General features: G+C 56.7%; 28 protein-coding genes and 1 tRNA gene. 18 read left to right on the plus strand and 11 right to left on the minus strand.

The features are described 5' to 3' along the window. The first annotated feature begins 67 nt into the window (after positions 1-67). Positions 68-157, plus strand: a tRNA-Ser gene (locus ACR0IM_RS02650). 132 nt (positions 158-289) lie between these two features. Here ACR0IM_RS02650 and ACR0IM_RS02655 read toward each other — a convergent pair. The 5 genes from ACR0IM_RS02655 to ACR0IM_RS02675 are packed head-to-tail and all read right to left on the minus strand — an operon-like array spanning position 290 to position 3,869. Beyond that, on the minus strand, positions 290-1,354 hold the full coding sequence (locus ACR0IM_RS02655; protein WP_480590975.1) for a 2Fe-2S iron-sulfur cluster-binding protein: 1,065 nt from the start codon (positions 1,352-1,354) through the stop codon (positions 290-292). A gap of 12 nt (positions 1,355-1,366) precedes the next feature. Beyond that, a complete protein-coding gene (locus ACR0IM_RS02660) occupies positions 1,367-1,840 on the minus strand; it encodes a hypothetical protein (RefSeq protein ID WP_480680736.1) in 474 nt (157 codons plus the stop codon). A 2-nt stretch (positions 1,841-1,842) separates the two neighbouring features. Beyond that, entirely contained in the window at positions 1,843-3,009 is a 1,167-nt protein-coding gene (locus ACR0IM_RS02665; RefSeq protein WP_480680737.1) for an aromatic ring-hydroxylating oxygenase subunit alpha, read from the minus strand. A 9-nt stretch (positions 3,010-3,018) separates the two neighbouring features. Then, positions 3,019-3,282: a hypothetical protein gene (locus ACR0IM_RS02670; protein ID WP_480680739.1), complete on the minus strand. Its 264-nt coding sequence runs from the start codon at positions 3,280-3,282 to the stop codon at positions 3,019-3,021. Then, complete coding sequence (locus ACR0IM_RS02675) at positions 3,279-3,869, minus strand: TetR/AcrR family transcriptional regulator (RefSeq protein WP_480680740.1); 591 nt, start codon at positions 3,867-3,869, stop codon at positions 3,279-3,281. The genes ACR0IM_RS02670 and ACR0IM_RS02675 overlap by 4 nt, the downstream gene beginning before the upstream one ends. Positions 3,870-5,038: 1,169 nt before the next feature. Between ACR0IM_RS02675 and ACR0IM_RS02680 the strand changes: the two genes are divergently transcribed. From ACR0IM_RS02680 to ACR0IM_RS02720, 9 genes are all read left to right on the plus strand, one after another. Then, positions 5,039-5,563, plus strand: coding sequence for a hypothetical protein (locus ACR0IM_RS02680; protein ID WP_480640409.1), 525 nt, complete (start codon positions 5,039-5,041; stop codon positions 5,561-5,563). A gap of 219 nt (positions 5,564-5,782) precedes the next feature. After that, the gene (locus tag ACR0IM_RS02685; RefSeq protein ID WP_480680741.1) at positions 5,783-6,811 is read left to right on the plus strand and encodes an alcohol dehydrogenase catalytic domain-containing protein; all 1,029 of its coding nucleotides are present in this window, start codon (positions 5,783-5,785) and stop codon (positions 6,809-6,811) included. A gap of 75 nt (positions 6,812-6,886) precedes the next feature. After that, entirely contained in the window at positions 6,887-7,762 is an 876-nt protein-coding gene (locus ACR0IM_RS02690) for a branched-chain amino acid ABC transporter permease (RefSeq protein ID WP_480680742.1), read from the plus strand. 4 nt (positions 7,763-7,766) lie between these two features. Next, on the plus strand, positions 7,767-8,864 hold the full coding sequence (locus ACR0IM_RS02695) for a branched-chain amino acid ABC transporter permease (RefSeq protein ID WP_480680744.1): 1,098 nt from the start codon (positions 7,767-7,769) through the stop codon (positions 8,862-8,864). After that, on the plus strand, positions 8,861-9,625 hold the full coding sequence (locus ACR0IM_RS02700; RefSeq protein ID WP_480590951.1) for an ABC transporter ATP-binding protein: 765 nt from the start codon (positions 8,861-8,863) through the stop codon (positions 9,623-9,625). Before ACR0IM_RS02695 ends, ACR0IM_RS02700 begins: the two co-directional genes overlap by 4 nt. Further along, positions 9,622-10,395: an ABC transporter ATP-binding protein gene (locus tag ACR0IM_RS02705; protein WP_480640413.1), complete on the plus strand. Its 774-nt coding sequence runs from the start codon at positions 9,622-9,624 to the stop codon at positions 10,393-10,395. The genes ACR0IM_RS02700 and ACR0IM_RS02705 overlap by 4 nt, the downstream gene beginning before the upstream one ends. Before the next feature lie 4 nt (positions 10,396-10,399). Then, positions 10,400-12,286, plus strand: a complete 1,887-nt coding sequence (locus ACR0IM_RS02710; protein ID WP_480590946.1) for an AMP-dependent synthetase/ligase — start codon at positions 10,400-10,402, stop codon at positions 12,284-12,286. Between the two features lie 24 nt (positions 12,287-12,310). Further along, entirely contained in the window at positions 12,311-13,471 is a 1,161-nt protein-coding gene (locus ACR0IM_RS02715; RefSeq protein WP_480680745.1) for an ABC transporter substrate-binding protein, read from the plus strand. A 155-nt stretch (positions 13,472-13,626) separates the two neighbouring features. Further along, the gene (locus ACR0IM_RS02720; protein WP_480680746.1) at positions 13,627-14,283 is read left to right on the plus strand and encodes a YrbL family protein; all 657 of its coding nucleotides are present in this window, start codon (positions 13,627-13,629) and stop codon (positions 14,281-14,283) included. Between the two features lie 90 nt (positions 14,284-14,373). Here ACR0IM_RS02720 and rpsI read toward each other — a convergent pair whose 3' ends face one another. Together rpsI and rplM are read right to left on the minus strand one after the other, a co-directional pair. Next, entirely contained in the window at positions 14,374-14,859 is a 486-nt protein-coding gene (rpsI, locus tag ACR0IM_RS02725; RefSeq protein ID WP_480590939.1) for a 30S ribosomal protein S9, read from the minus strand. Positions 14,860-14,864: 5 nt separating this feature from the next. Next, positions 14,865-15,323 (minus strand): 50S ribosomal protein L13, encoded by a 459-nt coding sequence (rplM, locus tag ACR0IM_RS02730; protein WP_039536983.1) that lies wholly within the window; start codon positions 15,321-15,323, stop codon positions 14,865-14,867. 237 nt (positions 15,324-15,560) lie between these two features. Between rplM and ACR0IM_RS02735 the strand changes: the two genes are divergently transcribed. Beyond that, positions 15,561-15,923: a nuclear transport factor 2 family protein gene (locus ACR0IM_RS02735; protein WP_480590938.1), complete on the plus strand. Its 363-nt coding sequence runs from the start codon at positions 15,561-15,563 to the stop codon at positions 15,921-15,923. 4 nt (positions 15,924-15,927) lie between these two features. On the opposite strand, the gene ACR0IM_RS02740 is transcribed toward ACR0IM_RS02735, so the two are convergent. Beyond that, complete coding sequence (locus ACR0IM_RS02740; protein WP_480590936.1) at positions 15,928-17,331, minus strand: aminotransferase-like domain-containing protein; 1,404 nt, start codon at positions 17,329-17,331, stop codon at positions 15,928-15,930. A gap of 99 nt (positions 17,332-17,430) precedes the next feature. Between ACR0IM_RS02740 and ACR0IM_RS02745 the strand changes: the two genes are divergently transcribed. Then, complete coding sequence (locus ACR0IM_RS02745) at positions 17,431-17,658, plus strand: DUF1127 domain-containing protein (protein WP_480640418.1); 228 nt, start codon at positions 17,431-17,433, stop codon at positions 17,656-17,658. Between the two features lie 57 nt (positions 17,659-17,715). Here ACR0IM_RS02745 and ACR0IM_RS02750 read toward each other — a convergent pair whose 3' ends face one another. After that, complete coding sequence (locus ACR0IM_RS02750) at positions 17,716-18,159, minus strand: PaaI family thioesterase (RefSeq protein ID WP_480590932.1); 444 nt, start codon at positions 18,157-18,159, stop codon at positions 17,716-17,718. Positions 18,160-18,217: 58 nt separating this feature from the next. Here ACR0IM_RS02750 and ACR0IM_RS02755 point away from each other — a divergent pair, with 58 nt between their 5' ends. The 4 genes from ACR0IM_RS02755 to gluQRS all read left to right on the plus strand — a co-directional run bounded on the left by ACR0IM_RS02755 (position 18,218) and on the right by gluQRS (position 22,137). Continuing rightward, positions 18,218-19,003: an enoyl-CoA hydratase gene (locus tag ACR0IM_RS02755; RefSeq protein ID WP_480680748.1), complete on the plus strand. Its 786-nt coding sequence runs from the start codon at positions 18,218-18,220 to the stop codon at positions 19,001-19,003. Positions 19,004-19,254: 251 nt separating this feature from the next. Further along, the gene (trmFO, locus tag ACR0IM_RS02760) at positions 19,255-20,595 is read left to right on the plus strand and encodes a methylenetetrahydrofolate--tRNA-(uracil(54)-C(5))-methyltransferase (FADH(2)-oxidizing) TrmFO (protein WP_480680749.1); all 1,341 of its coding nucleotides are present in this window, start codon (positions 19,255-19,257) and stop codon (positions 20,593-20,595) included. A gap of 37 nt (positions 20,596-20,632) precedes the next feature. After that, positions 20,633-21,247 carry a class I SAM-dependent DNA methyltransferase gene (locus ACR0IM_RS02765; RefSeq protein ID WP_480680750.1) on the plus strand — a complete coding sequence of 205 codons (615 nt, stop codon included), beginning with the start codon at positions 20,633-20,635 and terminating at the stop codon, positions 21,245-21,247. After that, positions 21,244-22,137 (plus strand): tRNA glutamyl-Q(34) synthetase GluQRS, encoded by an 894-nt coding sequence (gene gluQRS / locus ACR0IM_RS02770; protein ID WP_480680751.1) that lies wholly within the window; start codon positions 21,244-21,246, stop codon positions 22,135-22,137. Before ACR0IM_RS02765 ends, gluQRS begins: the two co-directional genes overlap by 4 nt. 5 nt (positions 22,138-22,142) lie before the next feature. Here the strand turns inward: gluQRS and hisI are convergent, their stop codons facing one another. After that, positions 22,143-22,532 carry a phosphoribosyl-AMP cyclohydrolase gene (hisI, locus tag ACR0IM_RS02775; RefSeq protein ID WP_480590920.1) on the minus strand — a complete coding sequence of 130 codons (390 nt, stop codon included), beginning with the start codon at positions 22,530-22,532 and terminating at the stop codon, positions 22,143-22,145. 48 nt (positions 22,533-22,580) lie between these two features. Between hisI and ACR0IM_RS02780 the strand changes: the two genes are divergently transcribed. Beyond that, positions 22,581-23,033 carry an iron-sulfur cluster assembly scaffold protein gene (locus ACR0IM_RS02780; RefSeq protein WP_480590918.1) on the plus strand — a complete coding sequence of 151 codons (453 nt, stop codon included), beginning with the start codon at positions 22,581-22,583 and terminating at the stop codon, positions 23,031-23,033. Positions 23,034-23,092: 59 nt separating this feature from the next. After that, positions 23,093-23,731: a MarC family protein gene (locus tag ACR0IM_RS02785; protein WP_480590916.1), complete on the plus strand. Its 639-nt coding sequence runs from the start codon at positions 23,093-23,095 to the stop codon at positions 23,729-23,731. 185 nt (positions 23,732-23,916) lie between these two features. On the opposite strand, the gene ACR0IM_RS02790 is transcribed toward ACR0IM_RS02785, so the two are convergent. Continuing rightward, positions 23,917-24,039 (minus strand): hypothetical protein, encoded by a 123-nt coding sequence (locus ACR0IM_RS02790; RefSeq protein WP_480590914.1) that lies wholly within the window; start codon positions 24,037-24,039, stop codon positions 23,917-23,919. Between the last annotated feature and the right edge of the window lie 9 nt (positions 24,040-24,048).

Consider the following 24,048-nt stretch of genomic DNA (forward strand, 5'->3'; position numbering starts at 1 on the left):
ATTTCCGGAATTTTCTGCTTGCACCCCCGTGCGTTCCTCACTAAATCCCCCCCTCACAGACCCCCGCGGAGAGGTGCCGGAGTGGTCGAACGGGGCGGTCTCGAAAACCGTTGTGGGTGCAAGCCCACCCAGGGTTCGAATCCCTGTCTCTCCGCCACTAAGCTTCAGAACATCATAGTGTTTTTGTATGAGGCTTGGAGTTACTGAGGCTACCAACGTTCCTCAATGCTGAAAGCCGTTCCAATCACCACATAGGTTCAGCACCTGACGGACTATTATTTTCGTTTGTCTAAACTTGGCCCTCAAAAACCAGTTCGATGTTCTTTTGCGTGGCAACACTTTGGCAGCACAGTATGAAACCCTTGGCGATGTCATTGTCTTCAAGTGCAATGCGGCTCCGCATATGGACGGTTCCATCGGTCAGACGGGCCATGCAGGCGCCACAGACGCCAGACTGGCAACTGAATGGCGGGTTTAGTCCGCCTGATCGGGTGGCTTCTAGTATGGTTTGACCGGCAGCAACCGGAACGTCTTGCCAAGCACCGTTTAGTTTTATCCGGGCCGTTGCGGCGATCCCCGACACGCTTAGGTCGCTTTCGGTATCTCCACCGAAGCTCTCTATATGAATGCGACCATCGGGAACGTCCAGATTTTGTAACGCCCTCCGAATATCGGTGTTCATGCTACCGGGACCGCAGATCCAGTACTGGGCGTCTTGTGCAACCGGGGGCGCTTCGGCAATAGCGGCCTCAATGGCGTTTGCCTCCAACCGCCCCGTACGCCAAGGGGTGAACCAACTGAACATGGAAGGCCGGGACAGAACGTGGCGGAGGGTGAACCGCTGCGGGTATTGCGCTTGCAGTTGCTCCAGTTCCTCCCGGAAAATAATGCTGTTCGCGTCCGAGTTGCCAAGGACCATGTGCGCTGCAGAATGCGGCTCATCTGCCAAAACTGCCTTGATCATCGCGTAGAGCGGAGTAACTCCACTGCCGGCCCCAATAAAGTAATGGGTACGCCGTTTCAGGGCACCGGGCGACAGCGTGAACTTTCCGAAGGGGGGCATCACCTCTACTCTATCCCCTGCCTTAAGAGTGTCGCCGATGTGGTTCGAGACGACTCCCCCTTTGACGCGTTTGACAGTGATACGCAACGCGGCCCCCGGCAGGTTCGAGATAGTGTAGCTGCGCCTGTGCTCCTCTCCTTTGATCAGAAACCTGACCGTCAGGTGTTGCCCGGCCGTCCATTGGAACAAGCCCGTCAGAGAGGATGGAATGTCGAAGATGACAGTGGTGGCCGCGCCGCCGATCTCTTTGCGGATTTCGGATACCGTCAGTGAATAAAAGTCACGTTGCATGAAGGTTTCCAATCACCGGTAATCGTAGGTCGTGGTCAATGACCGGATCACGGCCCCGCCAAGATAGGATGCAAAAACGAACTCGTCCGTCTGACGCATTTTGCCCGAATAGCTCTGCCAGTCATAATCGACATGGGTCACGGCGGTGACATGGGACACGCCATCTTCGAGCCGCGATGAAATCTCGGGCGCCGATCGTGCGGTTTCCGTATACCCTTCCAATGCCTTTGCGGTCTCGGGGTCATCCAGATCGCTCTTCTCTGTGACCCTGTACGAAAAGACGTCATCCGGTTGCCGCATTCCGTATTTGAGGATGATTTGATGCGTGGCCTCGGGGTGCCAGTCGTCCCACGTGGCCAGCAGGCTTTGTTCGTCCTTTGCCTGCAGGATACGCGCGACAACTTCTTTGGGCGCGTCTGCTTGGGCGGTCAGAACCAGAGAGGACGCGAGTAAAACGCCAATCAGAGTGGCTTGAACAGGCTTCATGATCACTCTCCGCGGCTCTGGTTTTCCTGCATGAAACTCAGCACCGTTTTCTGGTGCTGAGTAACCGGGCCTTCGCCAATCCCGGCAGGACCGACCTCAAAGTAAGGGCTTTTCAGAGACTTCTGCTGCTGTTCGCAGGCGTAGATATCCTCAGCTGTGAAGTCACCGGAAGCCATAGGGTCGTCTGCACCGGTGGCATCGTCCTCTTGGTATTTCGCACCGCCAAAATCCTTCCAGAAGCCCAAGCTCTTCCACTGTTGCTTCTGAAAAGCCCAATCCGATACGTTGGCCAGCTTTGTGCGGTTCTCGACACGTGTCAGATCGGGAGCCAGCGGTGTGATGATGAACAGGTTCCAGCTTTCCTCACTTGCACCGATGCCAATACCCGGAAAAAGCATCGGAACCCAAGCACCGACATGAGGTTCGGGGATCGTGCGCGGCATCGGCAGGTTGGCTTCGTGTCCCTTCGCATAAGCGGCTGATGGGGGCTCCCAGAAATGATAGTGCGGCCCCTTCCACCCGTATTCGGCCTTGGCATGGTCATACATGTGCAGCGTATTCGAGTGCAGATGGCTCAGGTGGTAGACGTCGATGTAATTCTCGACGACAATTTTCCAGTTGGCCTTGATCTCGTAAGTATTTCGCCCTTCAGCAAATTCGACCAGTTCTTCCGGCTTGTGAGGCCCGAGATTCGGGTCAATTTCCCCGAACCATTCCGCCAAAGTCGGCGCATCCGGGTCGGGGTGAACGAACAACATGCCGCGCCAGACATCAACGCTGGCCGGTTTGAGGCCAAGGCAGGATTTATCGATACCGTTTGGAAACTCGGATGGCTCATCGGGAACCGAAATCAGGTTGCCTTCCAGATCGTAAGTCCAGTCGTGATACGGACATGTCAGCGCCTTTTGCGTTTTGCCAACCGCCCGGATCAACTGGGTGCCCCGGTGGCGGCAGATATTGTGAAAGGCGCGCAGGCGGTGGTCGCGTCCCATTACGATGAAAAGGTTGTTCAGGCCTGCCTGAACCGACAGGTAGTTCCCCGGCCCCTCAATATCCTCGACAAGACCGGCAAACCGCCAGGTTCGCGAGAAGATAAGGCTTTGTTCCCTCTCGAACCAATCCTGCGAGGTGTAGGCCTCGACCGGTAGGTGGTGGTACATTTTGGTCATCTCAGTCCCTCAGGTAAGCAGATAGGCGTATTGGGGAAACAGGCTTGCGGCGATCATCATCAACCCCGACAAAGCCCAAAGGCAAACAATGGCCCAGTAGAGAAACGGGTCGTCGTCCCGGTTAATCTCAAACATCAAAAAAGCCCGTCCGCTCATTAGTGACGGGACGACCCACCAAAGGAAAAGCAACCCCCATACCCAGTAGAGACCAAGCGCTGCGGCCACCAACAGGATGGGCAAGGCAATGTAGTTCGTGGTTCTCGCGAGACTCATTGCTTGGCCTCCAGAACCGAAGCCAGAAGCGTGGCGGCTTGTCTCAATTCAGAGCGCCATTCTTCAGGCGGATTCAGTGGGGTCAGAGCATCCATACTCACAAAGATCGCCGATACTCCCTGAGTGACCGCGCGAATGCGCGTGTCAGGCACCGTAGGGGCTGCCCGCGCAAGGATTGCTTCGACCAAATCAAAGAAATCCGTGAGGCTGTCCATCAGGCCGTGGCGAAGATCCGGCCGGTCAGGAACCACCGTTACCAACGCCTGATAGGCCAGCATCAATCGGGGATCGGTTCCAACCCCTTCTGAAAACAGAGCGTCCACAAGATCTGAAGGCGTTGCATTGTTTGGCAGTGCCTGACGTAGCCCTTCCAGCGAAGCGGCAAAGCCGGCGATGGTGTGGTCGGCCAGTGCGGTTATCATTTCATCCTTGTTTCCAAAGTAATGACGCAAAAGAGGACGCTTGACGCCAGCTTCCTCTGCAATCCGTTCCTGAGTCGCACCATCGAGCCCGAACCGCGCTACACATGTGAGGTAAGCGTCCAGAATCTCTTGTGATCTTTGGTCTTTCAGCGAAGGTCTTGGCATTTCGGCCTCATAAACTGTCACCATTGACAAATAACGATCAATGCTACTTTGTCAATGGTGACAATAAACTTCTTGAACCAGCTACTAAGGCGAAACCGTCCTAGGAACAGAAAAGTCCTGCTAAGCTAAGCCGAAACTATGCATTGGAGGTTTTCAAGCGAGGTTTACCTGCTACCAACCTCTGCATCGCGACGGGGTCGACAACCAGCGACTTCAACATCCGTTCGGACCACTGCAATGCGCCCGAAGTCAAAAGAAACGTCTCAGGTACGACGACCCGCTCTCCGATCCAGACGCCGCCGGACCGCTCATGTTCTTGCAGGGTCAGTTCCCCAATCTGTTCAGCATGTTGGCGTCCCAGACGGGCAACCGCTTCGCCGAGTTCCGAAGCCCGTTGGTTTTTTGTGTGTCATCGCAGAGGATGCACCTTTGCCCGGCTCATATCCGGTCCAGCAGCCGTATGAGCCACCGCCGCTCAAACTCTGGATTGTCCGTTACAGCAATTCCGGTGCTTTTTGCCTTGAACCATTGCGCAACCCTCTGGGGATCGTCGCCCTCTGCTTCAAGATAAGCGCGGCTTAATCCGTGGATTCGTACACTGGCGTCCGACCAGCCCGCCGCGTCCCAATCAGGATGGGGTTTGATGAGACGCGATCCGGTGATCACTTTGCCTTTGACTACGCGTGCAATGCCAATCTCAATTGGCTAACTGATCGCGCTTAGTGAACTGGCTTCGAAATCGAGGAAGTATGCGGGCTGAGTCAGGAATAGATTCTGAGTTTACTCGGTCAAAACAGGCTATCCATACTATGCGCAATACGCTCGTACGAAAGGCATCAAGCCAAAGCTGCTTGTTCGAGGCAGGAACACTCACTTCGAACGCCGTTCTGAGATCGGCTGACGTCCAAGAGCGCAAGAAGTTTGCGCGATCTTCGAGAAGAACGGCGCTTCCGATCACCAAAGTGGCAACGGAACCGATAGTACATTTCCAACAATCACAAGCAGCCCGTGCTCGGACAAAGTGTTGTGGCATGTTATTGCCATTGCGGTTCAACGGATAGGCATAGCATGGCTCAATCCACGGATTTGAAAAGAACTTCCGGGATTTCCCCTTTGCATCCGGTTAGATTTAACCCATCTCGGCGACACATTTTCCAAAGGAGAGACACATGTCGCGCACTATCCTATTAGCTGTAGCCATCGCCGCCATCGGCGCTGGCGCGTATTATTACTTTACTCAACCTGAACCCACACCAGCCGAGCAATTGCAATCGGCGGCACAAGACGCTGGCGACGCGGTCAGCGAGGCAGCCCAGGATGCAACCGATGCTGTCAGCGAGGCCGCAAGCTCGGTCGCGGATCAAGCAACCGAAGGCGCCTCCTCCATCGCGGAACAGGCCAATGATGCGGCCGAGCAGGCCGGTCAAGCGGCCACGGATCTGGCCAATCAGGCCGGTGAAGAAGTTGCTGCATTGGCGAACCAGGGTCAGGACCTGCTGAATTCGTGGGTCGAGAACGGCGCGCTGAGCCTTGAGAATTTCGACTATGACACGATGGTGGCTTCGATTCAGGAAAGCGAGCTGGCGCAGGACCTGAAAACCCAGGCCATCAAAATTCTGGACGACATCAAGGCTTCGCCAGAGACAATCGCGGTGAAGTTTCAGGAACTCCGCGACCTGCTGTCGGGACAGTGAAGCAGTCGGGTCGCCCGGTTCGGGCGGCCCACCTTGCGGGCGTGGCGCAGGTTCCATCCACGTCAGGGCGTCGGCCGATTGACGCGCAACGGCTCATTTGTTTGGCTGTCATCAAGTTGGAACAAACCCAAATCCATGCTTTTGACGACGCGGTTATGAGTAGCCGCCAGTGGCCGGGTTTCATCAACGATACGATCAGTTCAGAAACAAGGAACGACTATGACCACCCTGCCCTCGACTATGTTCGCAACTGTTCTTTTGCACGACGGCTATTCCGGCGAAGCCACCGGCCCTTATATCCGTGACGCTGCTGACTGGCTGGCCGAGGCCGAGCTGCCGGTTCCTGAACCCGGCCCCGGACAGGTTCTGGTCAAGCTGCGCGCGGCATCGGTGAACCCGTCCGATATCCACTTTATCAAAGGTGAATACGGGCAGCCTCGCCTCAAAGGGGCCGCCGCCGGGTTTGAGGGCTGCGGTGACGTGGTTGCAACCGGAAAAGGCGCAGAGGCGCTGCAGGGTCACCGCGTTTCATTTATCACCGCCAGTTCCGGCGCTTGGGCGGAATACGTTCTTGCTCCGGCAATGATGTGCATCCCTCTGCGCCCCGAGATTTCCGACGTAGATGGTGCGGCGCAGATCGTGAATCCTCTGACCGCCATGGCCATGGTTGACATCGCGCGGAGCGCCGGGGATGCATTTGTGATCTCGGCCGCCACCAGCCAGTTGGGCAAGCTGATGTGCGGTCTCGGGCGCGACCTCGGGCTGAAACCTATCGCGCTGGTCCGGCGCGGGGAAACTGTCGACACATTGAAAGATCTCGGAGCTGCTGAGGTTTTGGTGACCACCGATCCGGACGTTGCGCAGAACTTTGCCAAAGTCAGCCAGGCACTGAAACCCCGCGTGTTCCTGGATGCCGTGGCCGACCAATTATCCGAGCAGGTGTTCTGCGCCATGCCCAACCAGGCGCGCTGGGTCTGTTACGGTAAGCTCAGCGCCGAACTGCCGCAATTGACGCAGATGGGCCAGCTGATCTTTATGGGCAAGCAGATCGAAGGGTTCTGGCTTACCAATTGGGTCACCTCAACCCCACCGCAAGATCAGGCGCGTGTCGTGGCCGAGGTGCAGGCCCGGTTTGCTGATGGTCGCTGGAAAACCGATATATCCGAACGACTTGCGTTGAAGGATTTAATCCCAAATCTGGCCGAAGCGCTGAAAAAGAGTGACGGGAAGGTGATTATCACGCCATAGTAGAACAAAGCCCCGGGTGACGGAGGACCCCCGGGGCGTTCAATACGCCGGGCGCACCGGCGTGGGAGGGTGAAATTGGACAACGCGCAGCTGCTGATCAGCGGGCTGGCAAATGGCTGTGTCTATGGCCTGATCGCGCTTGGTTTCGTGTTGATCTACAAAGCAACCGAGGCGGTGAACTTCGCGCAGGGCGATTTTATGATGCTGGGCGCTTTTGTCACCATAGGGCTTACCAATACCGAATATATGGGACTGCCCTTCTGGCTGGCCCTTACGATCTCGCTGGGGATCATGGGGGCGCTGGGGTATCTTTTAGACCGGTTGATCATCCGCCGCCTGTTTGGGGAAAGCCAGACCGCAGTGGTGATCCTGACAATCGCTTTGGGCTTCGTGATCCGGTTTGCTGCGGGTCTGATTTGGGGACATGAGCCGCAAACTTTGCAGAACCCTCTGGCTGGAAAGGAATTCCGTTTCGGAGGCATTGTCCTGGGAATGGAGGATGTGGCGGTCATCATTGTCACCGTATTGCTGACTTGGGGGATGTACGTGTTCTTCAACCGAACCAAGCTGGGGCTGGCAATGCAGGGTGCGTCGCAGAACCAGTTAGCGGCCTACTACATGGGCATTCCTGTCAAACGCGTTCAGGGGTTCATCTGGGCCTTGGCCGGAGTGGTGGCCGGTATTGCGGGCGTGTTATTCGCCGCCAAGGGCGCGGTTGACCCGACAACCGGCCTTTTGGGGATCAAAGCCTTCGCTGCCGCTGTAATTGGCGGGTTAGGTAGCCTTCCGGGCGCGTTAGCCGGAGGGTTGATCGTCGGTGTCATCGAACCCTTTGCCAGCCGCTATATCGCTGCGGGCTACAGTCAGATCGCACCATACGCGCTGCTGCTGGCGGTACTGATTTTCCGCCCTAACGGGCTGTTCAGTCAGGTTCGGGTCAAGAAGGTCTAGGCCCATGCGGATCGTGTTCAAAACCGACTATATGCAGGATATCCGCCCCTGGAAGGATCGCTATCAGCTCATCCTCTACCTGATCCTGCTGGCACTCGTCGCCCTGGCGCCGAGGTGGCTGGATGATTTCTACCTCGGAGAACTGACGAACGTCCTGATCTGGGCCATCGCCGGGCTGGGTTTGATGGTTCTAACCGGCCATACCGGGCAGGTCAGCCTGGGCCATGCCGCCTTTCTGGCCTTTGGGTGTTATGCGAACGTCATCCTGATCGAAGCGGGTGTTCCATTTCTGGTCGCCTTCCCTCTGGCCGGTGTTCTGACGGGGATTGCCGGTGTGACGGTTGCTATCCCTGCCCTGCGACTGCACGGAATCTATCTGGCGATCTTCACCCTGGCGCTGTCGATCCTGATGGATGACGTGATCGTCCTGACGGAACCGCTCACCGGTGGCGTGGCGGGCAAGTATCTGGGCGGTGTCGAGATTTTCGGCTATCTGGTCGATCGCTGGGCCACACCCGATCAGTTTTTCTGGCTGGTTCTGGGCGTGGCCGTTCTGGTCACCCTCGGCTATATCAACCTGCTGCGCGCACCATTGGGGCGGGCCTTCATCGCGGTGCGTGACTCCGAGATTTCGGCGCAGGCGATGGGCATCGATATCGCGCGCACCAAGATGATCTCGTTTGCCCTTTCCTGCGCCGTCACGGGCTGGGCGGGTGCGCTGATGGGCATGTACGCGGGCGCGTTCAACAACGAAACTTTCAGCGTCCTGATTTCAATCCAGTTGCTGATGATGATTGTGATCGGCGGGCTGGGTTCGATCCACGGCGCATTTCTGGGCGCTATCGTGATCGGATTTCTGCCGCAGTTCCTGTCGATCTCGAAGGAATACGTGGGCGCACTGTTTGGCGGCAACACGGTCGCCATTCCGGGGCTGGAGTTCGGCATTTTCGGGATGATCCTGATTGCCTTCATCCTGTTCGAACCGATGGGCCTCTATGGTCGCTGGCTGAAAATTCGCACATGGTTCGAGCTGTTCCCCTTCTACCGAAAGGACATGTTCAAACGACAGAAATCCTACCTCAAGACGGAACGTCTGCGATGAGCCTGATGGAGTTCGAAAACGTCACCCTGAAGTTCGGGGGCTTGATTGCCGTCAACGACCTGTCCTTCTCGGTTGACCGAGGTGAGGTTTTTGCCATCGTCGGCCCGAACGGTGCGGGCAAATCCACCGTCTTCAACCTGATATCGCGGTTTTATGAGCCTTTTGTGGGGGCGATCCGTTTTGACGGCCACGACCTGTTGCAGGTCAAACCGTCGGGCGTGGCGGCCTATGGCGTGGCGCGCACATTCCAGAATATCGAGCTGTTCGAACACGCCACCGTCCTGCAGAACCTCTTGGTCGGGCGGCACCGGCATCGCCGTACCAACATGGTGTCAGAGGTGCTGTTCCTACCCTCCGCCCGAAGGCAAGAGGTCGAAAACCGAGAAAAGGTGGAAGAGATTATCGACTTCCTAGATCTGCAGGCTTATCGCGACAAGATGATCTCGGGCCTACCTTATGGCGTGCGCAAGGTGGTTGAGGTCGCCCGCGCACTGGCCACCGATCCCAAACTGCTGTTGCTGGACGAACCGGCCTCGGGGCTGTCGGTCGAAGAAACCACGGACATGCGTTGGTGGATCGACGACATTCGGCGGCAAATGGGCATCACGGTGCTGATGGTCGAACATGATATGGGACTGGTTTCGGGCGTGTCCGACAGGGTTCTGGCCATGGCCGATGGCGCGAAACTGGCGCTTGGCACGCCCGCAGAGGTGCAATCCCACCCTGCGGTGGTCGAGGCCTATCTGGGGAAAGCCTCATGAGCGATCCTGTCCTGACCATCCGAAATGTCGAGAGCTTTTACGGTCCCATCATGGCGATCCGGGGTGTGTCTCTGGACGTGCATCACGGGCAAATCGTCTCGATCCTTGGGGCCAATGGTGCTGGGAAGACGACCTTGATGAAAACCATCTCTGGTGTGATGGACCCCGAAAAGGGCAAAATCACGTTTGATGGCATCGAAATACAGGGGTCGGAGCCGCACAATGTCGTCGAAATGGGCATCGTCCACGTCCCCGAAGGACGTGAGGTCTTTCCCCTTCTGACCGTTGAAGAAAACCTCAACCTCGGCGCTTATACATTGGCCGACAAATCCCGGATCGATCACCACCAAGAGCTGGTTTTTACCTACTTCCCGATCCTGAAAGAACGCCGGAGGCAAGAGGCTGGCACTCTGTCGGGCGGCCAGCAACAGATGCTGGCCATTGGCCGTGGCCTGATGGCCAACCCTAAGATCATGCTGTTGGACGAGCCGTCACTGGGCCTGTCCCCGCTGCTGGTGCAGGAAATCTTTGGCATCCTGAAGCGTCTGAACGACGAGCAGAACATGACCATGATGCTGGTCGAGCAGAACGCAAAGGCCGCGCTGGAACTGGCTCAGCACGGATATGTGATGGAGGTCGGCCGAATCGTCATGGACGGCGCGGCGGATGTGTTGATGCAGTCCGAGGACATCCAGAACTTCTATCTGGGCGTACAGGAGGAAGGCGCGCGGGAAACCCGCCGCTGGAAACGCAGAAAGACGTGGAGGTGAGCGGTTGAATATCAGCACCCTGCCTCCTCAGGCCAATATCAACGGCGTCTGGTTCAACGCCACCGCCGGTCAGCGTCCGGTGCATGTGGATGAGTGCACCACCATCACTCAACTGTTTCAGAAACGCTGCACCGCGCTGGCTGACCGCACCGCGCATCGCGAAAAAGACCTTGGGATTTGGAAGTCCTATTCATGGACTGACTATTGGCAACACGCCAAATGGATTGGGCTAGCCCTGCGCAAACTAGGTTTGAAACGCGGCGAGGTCGTTTCGATCCTGTCCGAAGACCGCAAGGAATGGGCGTGGTTCGACATGGGCATTCAGGCCGTCGGTGGTATCGCCTCGGGCGTCTACACAACAGACTCGTGCCACCAGTTGGAATACCTGATCAATGACAGCGACAGCCGCTTCCTGATCGTCGAAAACGAAGAGCAGCTGGACAAGTTTCTTGAGATCGAATCCGAGGTGCCCGGTCTGCGCAAAGTTGTCATACTTGAGGATGAGGGCCTGCACGACCTGACCCATCCCCGCTGCATGATGATCGACGATCTTTATAAGCTGGGCCAACAGGCCGAGGCCGATGATCCAACGCGGTTCGAGGCGGAACTTGCGCTGGCATCCCCCCAGGACACGGCCCTGCTGATTTACACCTCGGGCACCACCGGCAAGCCCAAGGGCGCCATGCTGAGCCACGAGAACATTCTGGCCGCCATTGAAAGCGGTGCCCGCGCCCTGCCCGCCTTTGAAACCGACGAACAACTGTGTTTCCTGCCGCTCTGTCATATCCTGGAACGTGCGGTTTCGATCTATTTCCCTCTGGCCGCGAAATGCGTCGTCAATTTCGCCGAAAGCCCCGAGACCGTTTTTGCCAACCTGCAAGAGGTCTCCCCCACCACCTTCGTTGCCGTGCCACGCGTGTGGGAGAAGATCTATTCCTACGTCCAGATCATGGCGCAGGACGCGACGCCAACGGGCCTTGCCGCGTATCAGATGGCGCTGAAGGCCGGGGTTGCGCGGGCTCAGTATCTGTGCGCGGGCCAATCCGTTCCGGTAGGCGTTTCGGCGCGGTTCTGGTTGTGGGATCGTCTTGTGCTGCGAAACCTGCGGCGAATGCTGGGGCTGGACAAAATTCGGCGGGGCGGTACCGGTGCGGCGCCGATCTCACCCGATTTACTGAAATGGTACTGGGCCATCGGCGTACCGTTGATCGAAGGGTTCGGGATGACCGAAACCTCGGGGCTGGCGACGATAAACAGCGTCGAGACCAACAAGATCGGCACTGTCGGGCAGGCCATCGCCAGCAATGACATCCGTATCTCGGACGACGGGGAAATTCAGCTGAAAGGTCTGAACATCTTTCAGGGTTATTGGCGCAACAATGCTAAAACAGCCGAGACCTTCACCGCCGATGGCTGGCTGCGGACCGGTGATTTGGGGCATATCGACGATCAGGGATATGTCACCATCACCGGGCGGCTTAAAGACGTCATCATCACCGCGGGCGGCAAGAACATCACTCCGGCCGAGATCGAAAGCCGGTTGAAGTTCAGTCCCTATATCTCGGACGCTGTGATCATCGGGGACGCCCGGAAATACTTAACCGCCCTGATCATGATCGATCAGGAAAACGTCGAGAAATACGCGCAGGATCAGAAAATCCCGTTCTCAAATTTCGCCTCGCTCTGCGCGGCACCCGAGGTCAAAGATCAGATCGGGGTCGAAGTCTCGGCGGTCAACAAAGAGTTCGCGCGCGTTGAGCAGATCAAGGATTTCCGCCTGATCGACGTTTTATTGACCGCTGATGATGACGAACTGACCGCGACGATGAAGCTGAAACGCAGCTTCGTGGAACAGAAGCACGCGCATCTTATTGAAGACATGTATAAATAATGAAATTCACAGGGAGGAGTAATCATGATCAATGGGATCAAAGGCTTGGCAACCGCGACCGCTCTGGCGGTGTCCGCAACCGTGGCCAATGCCCAGACGCAGGGCGTCACGGATGATGAGATCGTCATCGGTTCGGTCAATGACCTGAGCGGTATTTTTGCCGCTGTTGGCGTTCCGGCAACCAAGGGCGCAAATGTGGTGTTTGATCGGGTCAACGCGGCCGGCGGCGTACACGGTCGCACCATCCGCTATGTGGTCGAGGACAACGGTTATCAGATGCCGCGCGCGATGCAGGGCTATAACAAGCTGCTGAACCGCGACAAGGTGTTCGCCATGCTGCAATCATTAGGCACCCCTATGAACCTTGCCGGATTCAAGCTGCTGGATCCCAAGGGCATTCCGAACGTCGCCCCCCTGACGGCTTCAAGCTTGATGTTGCAGGAACCGATGAAAAACAAGTTCATCTCGTTTTCCACCTATTTCGACCAAAGCCGTATTGGCGTGAAATATCTGGCCAATCAGTTCGGGTCGCAAAACGTCTGCACCATGTATCTGCCGACGGATTTCGGCGAAGAAATTCTGGAAGGCAGCAAAGCCGGTGCCGAAGAGGCCGGCATCGCCTTTGTCGCTGAGACCACGCACAAACCGGATGAGACCGACTTTGTCGGCTCGTTGAGCAAGCTCAAGGAAGAAGGCTGCGATATAGTCACGATAGCGCTGGGTGTGCGTCAGGCGATCACGGTTGTGGGTACGGCCAAAAAGATGGGCCTGACAGATATGAAGTTTCTTGGCACAGCTGCAAGTTTCCTGACTGTTGTGGCGCAGGTTCCGGGTGGTGTGACGGACGGGTTCTATGCGGCCGCCTCCTGGCAGGATTTATGGGCGCGTGCCGATGATCCCGCCCCGGCCGCGTTTATCGAGGAATACAAAGCCGCAACCGGCGAAGACCCCGTCGGGTTTTCCATGTTGGGCTACTCCTCCGCTGAAATGATGGTCAGGGCGCTGGAGGCCGCAGGCCCCGATCTGACTCATGAAAGCTTTATCGCGGCCATGGAAAGTCTGGACTATGACGACGATTTGGTTGGAAACCGCCTCACCTACGGTCCGGATGATCACCAGGGCGCGGACATTGTCTTTGTCAACGTGGTGGAAGACGGGGCCTGGAAGTTGGTTTACGAGGAATAAGTCCCAGCACTCAAAGTCTTTTCCAGGAAACTGAGCCCGTCGATCCCCGGCGGGATTGCCAGTGCTTTCAAGGCGCCTGTCCGAGCGTCGGCTCAGTTTACGCTGTCACAAAACTGTTATAATCAGGCAGCATAACAACCGCTGGAATAGAAAACATGTTGAAGCTGACCAATTGCGAAGTCATTGCGCAAGGGAACCGGCAGTTTGTTTACCAACATCCTGACGCGCCGGATACGCTTCTGAAGATACCTCAGCCTGACACAATGGATGGTCGGGCCAATCTTGTGACGGACACGTGGTTTGATCGAACATTTCGTCGATCAACGGTTTTCAAAGGGTTCCTGCGCGAGTTTCACGAGTCATTTGACCTGATGGTTCGCTATCAGAACCGAGATGATCCTATTCCGGTTTGCGAGGTTCGTGGCGTCGTTCAAACGGATATGGGCCTTGCGCTTATGTATGAACGGATTTCCGAGCCGGACGGGCAGTTGTCACCCAGCCTGAAAGAACTGGCAAATAGTGGGCGCCTCACACGTGAGCATCTGACCGCACTGCACAAACACTTTGACCAGTTGATCGAGCAACAAGTTCTGATCAGCAACAAGAACACCGGTAACATTGTGTACCAGACGTTTCCTGACGGATCGGCACGATGGGTTTGGATAGACAGTTTCGGCTGCAAGCAGATCATTCCAGTGCGCCGCTGGTTTGGGTTCTTGAACAGACGCAAGATCAATCAGATCAGGGAAAGGTTCATCAGTGTTGCCGAGACGGCGTTGAACAAAATGTCGGCTGAGAAAACCGAGGCATAGGAGCTTTATTATCATAGGTCGTCGTTTGACCCGACAAAGCAAAACGGCCGCAATTTCTTGCGACCGTTTGAAATTCGTATTCCGCAGCGATTAACGCTTCGAGAACTGGAACGAACGACGCGCTTTGCGCTTACCGTATTTCTTACGTTCCACAACACGGCTGTCGCGGGTTAGGAAGCCAGCGGCTTTCAGCGCGCCGCGCAAGGACGGATCATACAACTGCAGCGCTTTCGAGATGCCGTGCTTGACCGCACCGGCCTGACCGGTCAGGCCACCGCCTTTGACGGTTGCAACAACGTCGAACTCGCCTTCAACACCAGCAACCTGGAACGGCTGGCGCAGGATCAGCTGCAGAACGGGACGCGCGAAATACTTGTCCTGATCTTTGCCGTTCACAGTGACTTTGCCGGAACCCGGCTTGATCCAAACGCGGGCAACAGCGTCTTTACGCTTGCCGGTGGCATAGGAGCGACCCAGCTCGTCACGTACGGGTTCACGCACGATGACTTCTTCGGCCACGGCTTCAACGCCTGCAACGGCGCTCAGCTCTTCGAGAGTATTGATCTGATCAGCCATGGTCATTAGCTCCGGGTGTTTTTCTTGTTCATGGACTTGACGTCCAGAACTTCGGGCGCTTGCGCCTCATGGGGATGCTCGGCACCAGCGTAGACGCGCAGGTTGGTCATCTGCTGGCGTGCCAGACGGTTGCCTGGCAGCATGCGCTTGACCGCTTGGGTCACGACGCGCTCGGGGTGTGCACCCTCGAGGATCTGCTGCTTGGTGCGCGACTTGATGCCGCCCGGGTGGCCGGTGTGCCAGTAGAAGTTCTCTTCGCGCTTCTTGCCGGTCATCTGGATTTTGTCAGCGTTGATCACGATGACGTTGTCGCCCATGTCCATGTTCGGGGTGAACGACGCTTTGTGCTTGCCACGCAGACGCATGGCGACGATCGAAGCAAGACGGCCCAGAACAACGCCCTCGGCGTCGATCAGGATCCATTTCTTGTCGATGTCTGCAGGTGTTGCAGAAAAGGTTTTCATGGCAGGATAGTCCTGTTTGATGTGAAAGACCGCCCAAAGACAGAGCGGCCCGAATTCGATGGAGCGTATTTAGAGGGGAGTGTTGCGCAGGTCAACAACAGTAATGTCTTTTAAATCGTGTAATTTCAACGACTTAAAAAATAGGTATTATTTTACCCCAAGTATATGGGCCTTTACCCCTGCCCTGCCTTACCCGCTATAGTGATAGAGCAAACCGACTAAGGGAGCGCGGACAATATGGAGTGGCAAAAAACCATCGCTGATTACGGTGCATCCTGGCAAGAAACGGACCCGGATAAGCGCCTCATGCTTTTGGCGAAGTGCTTTGCTGAAAATGGTCGCTATGTCGACCCGACCGCAAATGTGAGTGGCCGCGCGAACCTGTGCGATCATATAGGTGAGGTTCTTCAAAGCTCAGGTGGACGCGTTGAATTAACGAGCAAACCCTCCAATCACCACGATGTTGTCCACTTCACGTGGCACATGATCGGTCCGGACGGTAGAATCTTTGTGTCAGGCCACGATTTTGTTCAGTTGGATGTCGACGGTAAAATCGCTTACTTGGCGGGTTTCTTTGGCGACCCTGCCCCATTGAATTGAAGGATCAAACGCTGATCTGTTCAGGCGGATTGTCCAGCAGTCGCCGCAACCGCTGCATCGCGTCCTCGAACCGTTCCAGTGACACATGTCCATTCATCGCAATGCGCACTGCGTTTGGCGCCCGCCCGTCCCGCAGGGCAAATTCATCAGCGGACCTGAGTTGTATCCCTTCCCTCTCAGCCGCGCGTGTGAACGAACCAGCGCGCCAGCCGGACGGAAGGTTGAGCCAGACAAAGGGCACATCGGGCGCCCAGTTGAGGTCAAACCCACCCAGCGCATTTACCGCCACACGGACATAGTCGCCCATCCGAACACGCACATCCCTGGCGATCTGAAGAGTCCGGGGATCGGACAGCAGTAACCGGGTGAGTTCAGCCAGCGGCTGCGCCAGACCGAAGTAACCGTATTCAGCCGAACGCCGCAGATCGACGCTTCTCTCTCGGGGCGCGATGGCAAATCCGACGCGCAGTGACGGTGTCAGGATTTTCGAGATCGAGGACACATGCCACCCCCGTTCAGGGGCCAGAGCCCGATAGCTGGGCTCACGCGCGTCACCCATGCGATAGCAGTCGTCCTCGATGATCTGCAGGTCAAAGCGCCGGGCGACCTCAACAACCTCTTTCCGGCGTTCAAGCGGCGTGTGTGAACCTGTCGGATTCTGTACTTCAGGCGAAACACAAACCGCTTGCGCCGCAGTTTGGCGCAACAAATTCTCCATTGCCTTGGGGTCGATCCCCCATTTGTCCATTTTCACACCAATCACGTCGGCGCGCATCAGTTCACCAGCGCGGCGGAATCCGGCGTAAGACAGGTCTTCGACCAACACCACGGGCTTAGGCCCACGCAGAATGGTTTGAAACACAAGGCAAAGACCATTTTGCCCGCCATGAGTCAGTACAATGTCGTCATGGGTCAGCGCACCCAACGGCAGATCCGACAGCCATTCGACGACTGCCTGCCGCATGGGCTGATATGCATCGCGGGTCGGATAGTTCAGAAACAAGCCCGGATCGGCTTGTGACACCTTCTGCAAACACTCCCGGATCAGAGACACCTGCCCCATATCCGCCAAACGCGGGCTGAAAAGGCTGACATTGGCGTTGTATTTGTCATCCCGCAGATGCAGTTGTCTGGCCCACACGTCATCCAAAATTGGGGATTTCGGTGGGGCAACAAATGTACCACGCCCGACCTCGGCTTGTAACAATCCCTCATCGGTCAGAATCGTATAAGCCCTTGCGACAGTGCCCGGCGTAATTTGTAGTCGATACGCCAGTTCCCGTACCGGAGGTAGCTTCGTGCCGACCTCGAGAAGCTTGTTATCAATGGCTTTTCGGATTGTGTCGGCAACCAGAGTGTACTTCGGACCCTTGGATTTCGGCAGCGCCTCTGGCCAAATTGTATCCATTACAATTCTTCCTTTGATTTTGACACAATCCTGAATGTATCAATCGCATATACCGAACATACATGCTTTGTGTCAATACAATTTGAAAGGATACCTACTATGACACGCGCAATGCACAACCCCGCCCTCATGCTGCTGAACGACAGTCCCCGGCTGCCGCTGATCGCCGCGCTGGCCGTGCGGTTTGCGGCGACAGTGACAAAGTGGGAACGCCAACGCCGCAGCCGTGTTAATTTGTCCAATCTGGATGACAGGCTTCTGAAAGATGTCGGCCTGACAAAATACCAGGCCCGCAATGAGTATACCCGCTACTTCTGGCAGGAGTGAAAATTCCCCAGTCCCTTGACGGGACCTCTTCCTGGCCGGGCTCTGCCCGGCCCTTTTTTACCCAAAAGCCGCAGCCGCAGACCCCTCGGGTGGAAGCGAGTAGGTCATGGTCGCCCGGGCCACTGGTTTGTCAGACCCATCCGAGAACATCAGAACATCTCCGACCGCCAGACTGCGCCCAAGTTTCAGCAAGCGGCAATGAGCTATCAAATCCTTACCGCCCTCGGGTTTGCGCAGAAAGTCTAATGAGCTGTTTGTAGTCACCGCCAGTGATTGTCGTCCCTTGCGGGCCAGAACCAACGCATAGACGCTAACATCGGCCAATCCGAACATGGACGGCCCGGACACGGTTCCACCGGGGCGCAGATGCCTGTCTTCGACAACCAGTCGCATGACAATCGAATCTTCTTCCAATTCTTCGACGACAAAATCCCGATGCACCTGCGGAAAGATCTGTTTCATGTAATCCATCAGATCTTTCCGGCCCATTACCAACGCCATGCTTCCCCTCCTCGACTTGCCGACCTAGAGTTGGCCCGACATCAGATCGGAGGGCAAGATGGCAATTCTGGAACGTGACGACACAGACGCGGTCGCGACCCTTAAAATGAACGCGCCCGAGCGCCTGAATGCCTTGAGTGATGAAATGCTGGCCGCGCTACAGGCCGAGTTTGACGCCTTGCGGGATGACAGGTCGATTCGCGCCGTGATCCTGTCTGGGGAAGGCAAAGCGTTTTGCGCGGGTCACGACCTGAAACAGATGACGGCCGGGCGTCAGTCCGAAGATGGTGGCAAGGCCTATTTCCAGGACCTGTTTGCCCGATGCGCGCAGATGATGCTGTCGATCCAGTCTCTGCCCCAACCTGTCATCGCGCAGGTCCATGGTATCGCGACTGCTGCGGGGTGCCAGTTGGTCGCTACTTGCGATCTGGCTGTTGCCGCTGAGGGCACTCGATTTGGCGTCAACGGAGTTAACATCGGACTGTTCTGCTCCACTCCAATGGTTGCGCTCAGCCGGAACATCCCACGCAAGCGCGCGTTCGAGATGCTGACGACCGGCGACTTCATCTCGGCCGAAAAAGCGGTTGAGCTGGGGCTGATCAATCGTGTGGTGCCTGAAATGTTGCTGGAACACGAAACGGCAACCCTTGCCGGTCAGCTTGCGGACAAGCTGGGATCAGCCGTGAAGATCGGCAAGCAGGCTTTCTACAAGCAGTTGGATATGTCGATTGAGGAGGCCTACGCCTATACCGGCGAGGTAATGGCACAGAATATGCTGCACCGGGATACCGAAGAAGGGATATCTGCATTTATCGAAAAAAGACCGCCAAATTGGCATCAATAAGGCGATTGTTGCCAACATTTTTAAAGACTGTCCTCATTTTTGCACTTTCCAAAAAGGCGACACTGTGGCAAAGCTGGGTCAGAGCATATGCTCTGGAGACACTTTTGGGTCGCCGTGGGCGGAAGGTCCCTCCAAGCTGGTTTCTCTCACCGGCGTCGACATTCCCGCAGCGGTGACCCCAAAATCCCCTTAATTCATAAACGATACGCCTCGTGTTGCGTTGAGCGGTGCTGTGCCCTATGTGGCAGCGCATGACACAGAATTTGCATATCGTGGGCGGCGGCATGGCCGGGTCCGAGGCCGCGTGGCAGGCGGCGGAAATGGGCGTGGACGTTGTGATCCACGAAATGCGGCCCAAAGTGGGCACGTTTGCGCACCAGACCGGCAACCTGGCCGAGATGGTGTGTTCGAACTCGTTCCGATCGGACGACGACGAACAGAATGCAGTAGGCCTGTTGCATTGGGAGATGCGCCAAGCCAACGGTTTGATCATGACGACGGCGGACGCGCACCGTCTGCCCGCTGGTGGCGCGTTGGCCGTGGACCGCGATCCTTTTGCTGAAGCGGTCACCGAGAAACTGCGCGCCCATCCCCGGGTTGAGGTCACGGGCGAAGAGGTGACGTCCCTGCCCGATGATGGCCATTGGATTTTTGCCACCGGCCCCCTGACCTCGGCCACGCTGGGTGAGGCTATTAGGATCGAGACCGGCGCCGAGTCGCTGGCTTTTTTTGATGCCATCGCTCCCATCGTTTATGCCGACAGTATCGATATGAGCAAAGCGTGGATGCAGTCACGCTATGACAAGGGCGAAACCGAAGAAGAACGCACTGCCTATCTGAATTGTCCCATGGACCGCGATCAGTATGAGGCGTTCATCGACGCCCTGCTGACCGCCGACAAGACCGAGTTTCACGACGGCGAAACTGCTGGGTATTTCGATGGCTGCCTGCCGATCGAAGTGATGTCGGAACGGGGGCGCGAAACCCTGCGCCATGGCCCGATGAAACCCGTTGGCCTGACCAACCCGCACCAGCCAAACGTGAAACCTCATGCAGTGGTACAGCTGCGCCGGGATAACGCCCTTGGCACGCTGTTCAATATCGTGGGCTTTCAGACCAAGATGAAATACGGCGCGCAGACCGAGGTGTTCCGCATGATCCCCGGCCTGGAAAACGCCAGCTTCGCGCGTCTGGGCGGTATTCACCGAAACACCTTTATCAACTCGCCCACCCTGCTGGATTCGCAGATGCGTCTGAAATCTAAGCCGAACATTCGTTTCGCGGGGCAAATCACCGGTGTTGAGGGGTATGTCGAAAGCGCCGCCATGGGGCTTCTGGCTGGTCGTCTCGCCGCGGCCGAAATTCTGGGCCATTCCTTGCCCGAAGTGCCGCAGGACAGCGCCATGGGTGCCCTGATCCACCACATCACCGGCGGTGCCGAAGCCAAGACCTTTCAACCCATGAACGTTAACTTCGGCCTGTTCCGCCCTGTGGACGGTCTGAAGGGAGGGCGCCGAGGCCGCAAGGATCGTTACAAGGCCTATACCGATCGGGCCAAGGCCGAATGGACAAGCTGGCTGAGGCATTGCTGACTGGACGCACCCCTGCCTGAAGTCCTAACATCGGTATATGAGCGACAATAAAATCAAAGAAAGCTACGGTTTAGATACTCCCGAGGCATCGCGGGCTCATTACCAGAAATGGGCTTCCTCCTATGATGCCGAAGTCGGTGCACACGGCTACGCGACCCCCGGACGCGTGGCCGAGGCGCTCTGGTCCAAGATGCCCGAACCTCAAACACCTGTATTGGACTATGGATGTGGCACCGGCCTGTCGGGTGAAGCCCTGCACGCCGCCGGTTTTCAGGTGATTGACGGGATAGACCCAACCCCCAAAATGCTGGAAGGAGCCGAGGCCAAGGGAATCTATCGCAAGCTTTCCTCTTTCGAGATCACGGACCCAAACCCATTGGAGGAAGGTGCCTACAAGGCGATTGCCGCCATTGGCGTCATCAGTGTTGGCACAGCACCGCCCGAGGTGTTTGATATGCTGATGCGCGCCCTGCCCAGAAATGGTCTGCTGGCTTTTTCCTTTAACGATCATACGCTTGCGGATAAGTCCTATACTGTTCGGCTGAATGACTGGCTGGATATGGGGGCCGCGCGACTTCTGTTCCGGGAATATGGTCCCCATCTGCCCGGCATGGACTTGAAATCTGACGTATATGTTGTTGAAAAAGCGTGATTTTTAAAACCCGATTTGCGCCATCTCCTACTGGCCCCCTGCATTTGGGCCATGCCTATTCGGCATTACTGGCTCATGATCTTGCAATGGCTGAGAACGGACAGTTCCTGCTGAGGATCGAGGATATCGACCGTTCGCGGTCGCGGCTCCATTGGGAAGATCAGATCTTTGACGACTTGCAATGGCTGGGCCTTCAGTGGCCTAAACCAGTAATGCGGCAATCTGATCGTATGGCCTCGTACGACAAGGTGTTGGACGGTCTGTGGGCGCGCGGGTTGCTCTACCCGTGCACTTGCAACCGCAAAGATATCGTAGCCGCCGCCAGCGCGCCGCAGGAAGGCGCGCCTTTGCATGGGCCGGACGGGATCATCTACCCTGGTACGTGCCGAGAAAAATGGAATAATACCGCAACGGACAGCCCGCGACCCAAGGATGTTCCGTTACGTCTACACATGGCTGCGGCTGGCAGGTTGCTTCAGAGTTCGGGGAATACAGGCGCAATAGTTGGATCATTTCAGGAAACCGGCATGGGGCCGGACGGCGAAACCGGGCCCATTGGTTTTACGCTGGAAGAACTGACAGAAACCATCGGCGATGTCGTATTGTCCCGGCGCGATATGGGCACGTCCTACCATCTGTCCGTGGTATTGGATGACGCCGCGCAGGGCATCACCGATGTCATACGCGGTCGGGACCTGTTTGAGGCGACACGTATTCATGTTGTATTGCAGGCCCTGCTTGGATTGCCGACACCGCGCTACCTCCATCACCGGTTGATCCGGGACGACGCAGGTAAGCGTCTGGCAAAACGTGATGATGCGCGGGCAATCTCGAAATACCGGGCCGAGGGCGCCTCACCAGCAGATATCCGGGCAATGGTCGGGCTGTAACCAGGTCACTTGATCGGTGACATCAACTCAACTTCGGCCCCTTCACGAACGGCAGTGTAGAAACACGAGCGGCGGTTGGTGTGGCACGCGGCACCGGTTTGACGCACCAGAACCAGCAAGCAATCGCGGTCACAATCAAAGCGGAAATCTACCAGCTGCTGCACATGGCCCGAAGTTTCACCTTTAATCCAGAACGACTGGCGGGACCGCGACCAATAGGTGACGCGCCCGGTTTCCAGCGTTTTCTCAACAGCTTGGGCGTTCATCCAGGCCATCATCAATACCTCGCCCGAGCCTTCATCCTGAGCGATGGCAGGGATCAGACCGGACTCGTCATATTTCAGTTTGGTCGGGTCAAATGTTACAGTAGAGGACATGAGAAAAACCTTTTGCATCCCGGTGGATGCTCACTATGTATGGGGAACAGACAACGAGGGAAAGCCATGTCCGGCGAGAACGATCTGATAAAGCTCTATTCCGGCCGCATTCTGGCGCTGGCCGCGGATATTCCGCATCTGGACCGTCTCGACAACCCTGATGCCACCGTGAAAAAGCGCTCGCCCCTTTGCGGGTCGACTGTGACCGTGGATGTGAAGATGCAGGACGGAAAGGTCTCAGATTACGGGCAGGATGTGAAAGCCTGCGCGCTGGGTCAGGCCTCGGCTGCAGTTGTCGGCGGTGCCATTATCGGCGCAACACGGGCGCAGGTGGAAACCGCGCGTGATCAATTGTCGGCCATGCTGAAAAAAGACGGGACGGCACCCGACGCCCCTTTTGACGGGCTCGAAGTTCTGATTCCTGCGCGTGATTATAAGAACCGTCATGCCTCGATCCTGCTTGCACTTGAGGCCACGGCCGAAGCCATGGAGCAGGCCGAACAGGCCAATTGCGCCTGAACGTGGCTTTCTGAGGCAAACCTGTCTAACCTCAGCCGAACTTTTGGGGAGTGTCTGGTTTGAACAATTTGCTTGAGCATTTCGTTACCCTGTGGGTTGTTATCGACCCCATCGGAACAATCCCCGTCTTCATCGCGGTCACGGCAACTCTGACCGCATCCGCCCGTCGCAAAACGGCACTTCTTGCTGCTCTGGTCAGCGCCGGGGTGCTGTTGTTCTTCCTTGTTTTCGGACAATTGCTTATCGAAGCACTGGATATCGGTCTGAATTCTTTTCAGGTTGCGGGCGGCATCATTCTCTTTCTTTTCGCGCTGACGATGATTTTTGGCGAAAGCAAACAGGTCGTGGAACAACACGAGGCCGAAGAAGAGCTCGAAAGGCCGTCGCAACGCCCCAATCCGGCTATATTTCCTCTGGCAGTTCCGTCCCTTGCCTCACCTGGGGCGATGTTGGCCATTGTCATCCTGACCGACAACAATCGGTACAGTGCCGCAGATCAGGGCATTACGGCCTTGGTGATGTTGTCTGTGGTGCTAATCGCCTTTGTTCTGATGCTGCTGGCGGACCCGATCATCCGCCTTATTCGATATTCGGGTGCTGCCATCATCAGCCGTGTCATGGGGATGATCCTGGCTTCGGTCGCGGTCAATTCCGTGCTGTCGGCGATGATTGAGATCATCAAAACGGGCGAACTATAAGAAAAAACCGCCGCACCTTCCGGGCGGAAAGGGCGGCGGTAGGTTGTGCGTGTCTCGCGTGGGGTCCGGATAGCCGCGCGGGGCCGAGGCAGGCCCCTCAAGGGAAATGGGACAGGCAGGTCACCCTTGACTGAAATGGGTATGACAGAGCGGTATGATCGGCACGAGATCGCAGGCAGAAAGGGTCAGAACGTTCCGGGAAGGTGAAGGGCAACCATCAGCATCACCACCAAAGATACGGCGCCCGCAGCATCTTGCAAAATCGTCGACTGCGAGCGGCTCAGGGCGGTCTTGATCTGGTTCAGCATGGTTTCACC

It is taken from the genome of Ruegeria sp. BF6 (assembly GCF_056538665.1).